A 3,534-nucleotide genomic window follows, 5' to 3' on the forward strand; every position below is an offset into this window, starting at 1 on the left:
CACGCTGGCTGGCGAAGGCGTAGATAAAGTCTTCGGCTATCCCGGCGGAGCTATCCTGCCCGTCTACGATGCCCTGCGTAAGTTCCCCAGCATCCACCATGTGCTCGTGCGCCACGAGCAGGGAGCATCGCATATGGCCGACGGCTACGCTCGCGCCTCGGGCAAGACCGGCGTCTGCGTCGCCACCAGCGGGCCGGGTGCAACCAACCTCGTCACCGGCATCGCCACCGCCATGCTCGACAGCATTCCCATGGTGGCCATCACGGGACAGGTCTCCTCCAAGGTGCTCGGCTCCGACGCGTTTCAGGAGGTAGACATCACCGCCATCACCATGCCGATCACCAAGCACAACTGGCTGGTAACGCGCGCCGAAGATATCGCGCCGACCATCCGTGCTGCCTTCCAGATCGCGCAGTCAGGCCGCCCCGGTCCCGTGCTGGTCGATATCACCAAGGACGCGCAGCAGGCGACCGCCACCTTCGACTTCGAGGCTGCCGCGCCGCCGCCGCATCGTCCTCACCCAATGCTTCGCGCCGAAAGCTCGTCGATCAAGCAGGCCATCGAGCTGATTCAATCGGCCAAGCGCCCGGTCATCCTCGCCGGTCACGGCATCACGCAGTCGGGAGCCGAAGCCGAGGTCATCGCCTTCGCCGAGCGTCAGCAGATTCCGGTGGCCAGCACGCTGCTCGGCCTTGGATCGTTTCCGACGCATCATCCGCTGTCGCTCGGCATGATGGGCATGCATGGCGAGTCGTGGGTGAACAACGCGATTCAACAGGCCGACCTGCTGCTCGCCTTCGGCATGCGCTTCGACGACCGCGTTACCGGCAACCTCGCCAGCTACGCGCCCAACGCGAAGAAGATCCACATCGAGATCGATCCCAGCGAGATCAACAAGAACGTCAAGGTAGACGTCGCCCTGATCGGCGACCTGCGCCAGACGCTCGATCTGCTGCTGCCGCTGTTGCCGAAGAAGTCCGACGCAAGCTGGATCAAGGCCGTGAACGCGATGAAGGGCGACGCCTCGGTACGTGACATCATCAACCTGCCCGACAACGGCCATCTCTACGCCGCCCACGTCATCAACGACATCTGGCGCGAAGCCGAAGCCGCCGGAAGAACAGCCCAGACCATCATCGTGACCGACGTAGGCCAGCACCAGATGTGGGAGGCGCAGTACTACAAGCACGACTCTCCGCGCACGCTGGTCACCAGCGGCGGCCTGGGGACGATGGGATTTGCCCTGCCCGCAGCCATCGGCGCAAAGGTAGCCTGCCCGGAGAAAGACGTCTGGGTCATCGCAGGGGATGGCGGCTTCCAGATGACCGCCTCTGAGCTTTCGACCATTCAGCAGGAGGGCCTTGCCATCAACATTGCCGTCATCAACAACGGCTTCCTCGGCATGGTGCGGCAGTGGCAGGAGGCGTTCTACGAGAAGAACTACGCCGCCAGCCCCATCCTCTCTCCCGACTTCGTTGCACTCGCCGCCGCGCATGGCATCGCGGGCGCAACGGTGAGCCAGCGCAAGGATGTAATTCCGACGGTTACAAAATCCCGCACCAGCGGCAAGCCGTTTCTGATCAATTTCCAGGTTGAGAAAGAGGATGGCGTTTATCCGATGATCGCGCCCGGCGCCGCTCTGCACGAGATGGTTCGCAGACCGACGAAGGATCCGCTGCTTGAGACTGCGGAGGATGAGTAAGTGCCCACGTTTTCACAGATCGCTCGGGTGATTGCAATGGGACTGGGGGTTGCAGGTTTTTGTCTCAGCGTTTTTAATTTTCGACGCGATCGAGCCAAGCTTCAGGTGACTCTGCAACGAGCAGGAGATCGGCAGGGAAACCTGTCGCCTAGTTTTCCAGCCTTGTATATCGAGATTGCGAACATCGGTCGGAGATCGGCCTTTGTAAAGCAGGCTGGCCAGAGAGCTCGTGATAAACGAGCATTCAGATGGCATGAATTAGACAATAGAGTGATAAATCGGTCTCTAGGAGAAGGGGATGCTTCGATAAGCGAAAGTTTTATGCTCAAGGACTTGGGCCGCTTCAGAGAGAAGAACGCATTGCAAGCGTTTGCTATCGACTCCAAAGGAAAAAGAATTTTTTCAAACACTCTCCAAAACAAGGACTTCCCTGGGCCGAAACTTAGCAGAAGAGGTTAGGTCATACACCAAAAGGCGCTCATGCTACGAACCTTGGCAGTTTCGGTACAACGTAAACCCGTCACCCCATCCCGAGCAGCCGCGCTCCTGCTTCTGCTCGCATTAACGCCGGCCTTCGCGAAGACACCGCAGCACAGCGTCAGAATCAGAATCATCAACGCACAGACCAACAAACCCGTCACCGACGAAAACCTCAATGTAGCACTGAGAGTCGATCAAATTGGATCTGTCGCCATGAAGACGGACAAAGACGGCATTATCAATGTAGATACGGGTCACGCAACCATCATCCGCATTCTCTCGAATATGTACGGCGACTGCCGTTCGCGCGGCGAGCTTTACACCAACTACTCCATTGCCGAGATTCAGGCCAATGGCATTACCACCGGGAATCTGTGCAGCAATGCCAAATCCAAGGCGAAGCCCGGAGAACTTATCCTCTTTGAGACTCCCAAAACTTATATCCCGACGTATCCTGCGCCTCCAGCATCTAGCGCAACCACCGTACCTGTTGATCCCGCTGTTACTCCCAAGGAGAAGCCGTAAATGCTCCACACCTTTGTAGCCCTCGTCTCCGATAAGCCCGGCGTTCTTACACGGGTCGCCTCGCTGTTTCGCCGCCTGAATATCAACATCGTCTCGCTGACCGTAGGCGAGTCCGAACGCCTCGATACCTCGCGCATGACCATCGTCTGCGAGGCGCCGGAGCATGCCGCCGACCGCATTCGCGCCAGCCTCTACAAGCTCGAGATCACCGTAGACGTCGACGAGGTAGGCCGCAGCGAGGCCGTCATCCGCGAGCTTTGCCTGATCAAGGTCGCCGCCGGGCCGCGTGAGCCTAACGGCCTCTCGTCGCGCTCGCAGATCTTTGAGCTGGCCACGGTCTTTCGCGCACGCGTCGTCGATCTTGCGCCCGAATCGATTATGCTGGAGATGACGGGCAGTTCCTCGAAGATCGAAGGCCTGCTGCAGGTGCTGCGCGAGAGCGGCTACACCATTCTCGAGGTCTCGCGCACTGGCCGCATGGCCATGCGCCGCGGCCACCACACCAGCCGAGTGCTTAAGGCGCTTGGCACGCCGAACGGGAATGGCGAAGTCGATATTCCCACCATGCCGACTACCGATATCATCCCCAACGAATTTGACGAGCACTAAAACTTCACGACCACGGAATAAAATCCGCGCATTCATCGTCGTCAACGGATTCACTGAGCTACCATTAACCTAAAGGACACGAACACAATCATGGCTAAGGCATACCACGACGCAGACGCAGACCTCTCTCTTATCCAGGCGAAGAAAGTCGCCATCATCGGCTATGGCTCGCAGGGCCACGCCCATGCACTCAACCTCAAGGACTCCGGCGTCGATGT

General features: G+C 59.0%; 4 protein-coding genes and 1 pseudogene. All 5 read left to right on the forward strand.

Annotated features, from left to right (window positions below; genetic code table 11):
• A partial coding sequence (ilvB, locus tag VMU57_RS06935; protein WP_325381905.1) for a biosynthetic-type acetolactate synthase large subunit occupies positions 1 to 1,702 on the forward strand: 1,702 nt, incomplete at its 5' end.
• Complete coding sequence (locus tag VMU57_RS06940; protein ID WP_325381906.1) at positions 1,703 to 2,161, forward strand: hypothetical protein; 459 nt, start codon at positions 1,703 to 1,705, stop codon at positions 2,159 to 2,161. It abuts the gene before it with no gap.
• A 21-nt stretch (positions 2,162 to 2,182) separates the two neighbouring features.
• The gene (locus VMU57_RS06945; protein WP_325381907.1) at positions 2,183 to 2,707 is read left to right on the forward strand and encodes a hypothetical protein; all 525 of its coding nucleotides are present in this window, start codon (positions 2,183 to 2,185) and stop codon (positions 2,705 to 2,707) included.
• Positions 2,708 to 3,316 carry an acetolactate synthase small subunit gene (gene ilvN / locus VMU57_RS06950; protein WP_325381908.1) on the forward strand — a complete coding sequence of 203 codons (609 nt, stop codon included), beginning with the start codon at positions 2,708 to 2,710 and terminating at the stop codon, positions 3,314 to 3,316.
• 90 nt (positions 3,317 to 3,406) lie between these two features.
• Positions 3,407 to 3,534: pseudogene (locus tag VMU57_RS06955) on the forward strand (ketol-acid reductoisomerase); the annotation flags it as partial.

The organism is Edaphobacter sp., assembly GCF_035532915.1.
Classification (GTDB): Bacteria; Acidobacteriota; Terriglobia; order Terriglobales; family Acidobacteriaceae; genus Edaphobacter.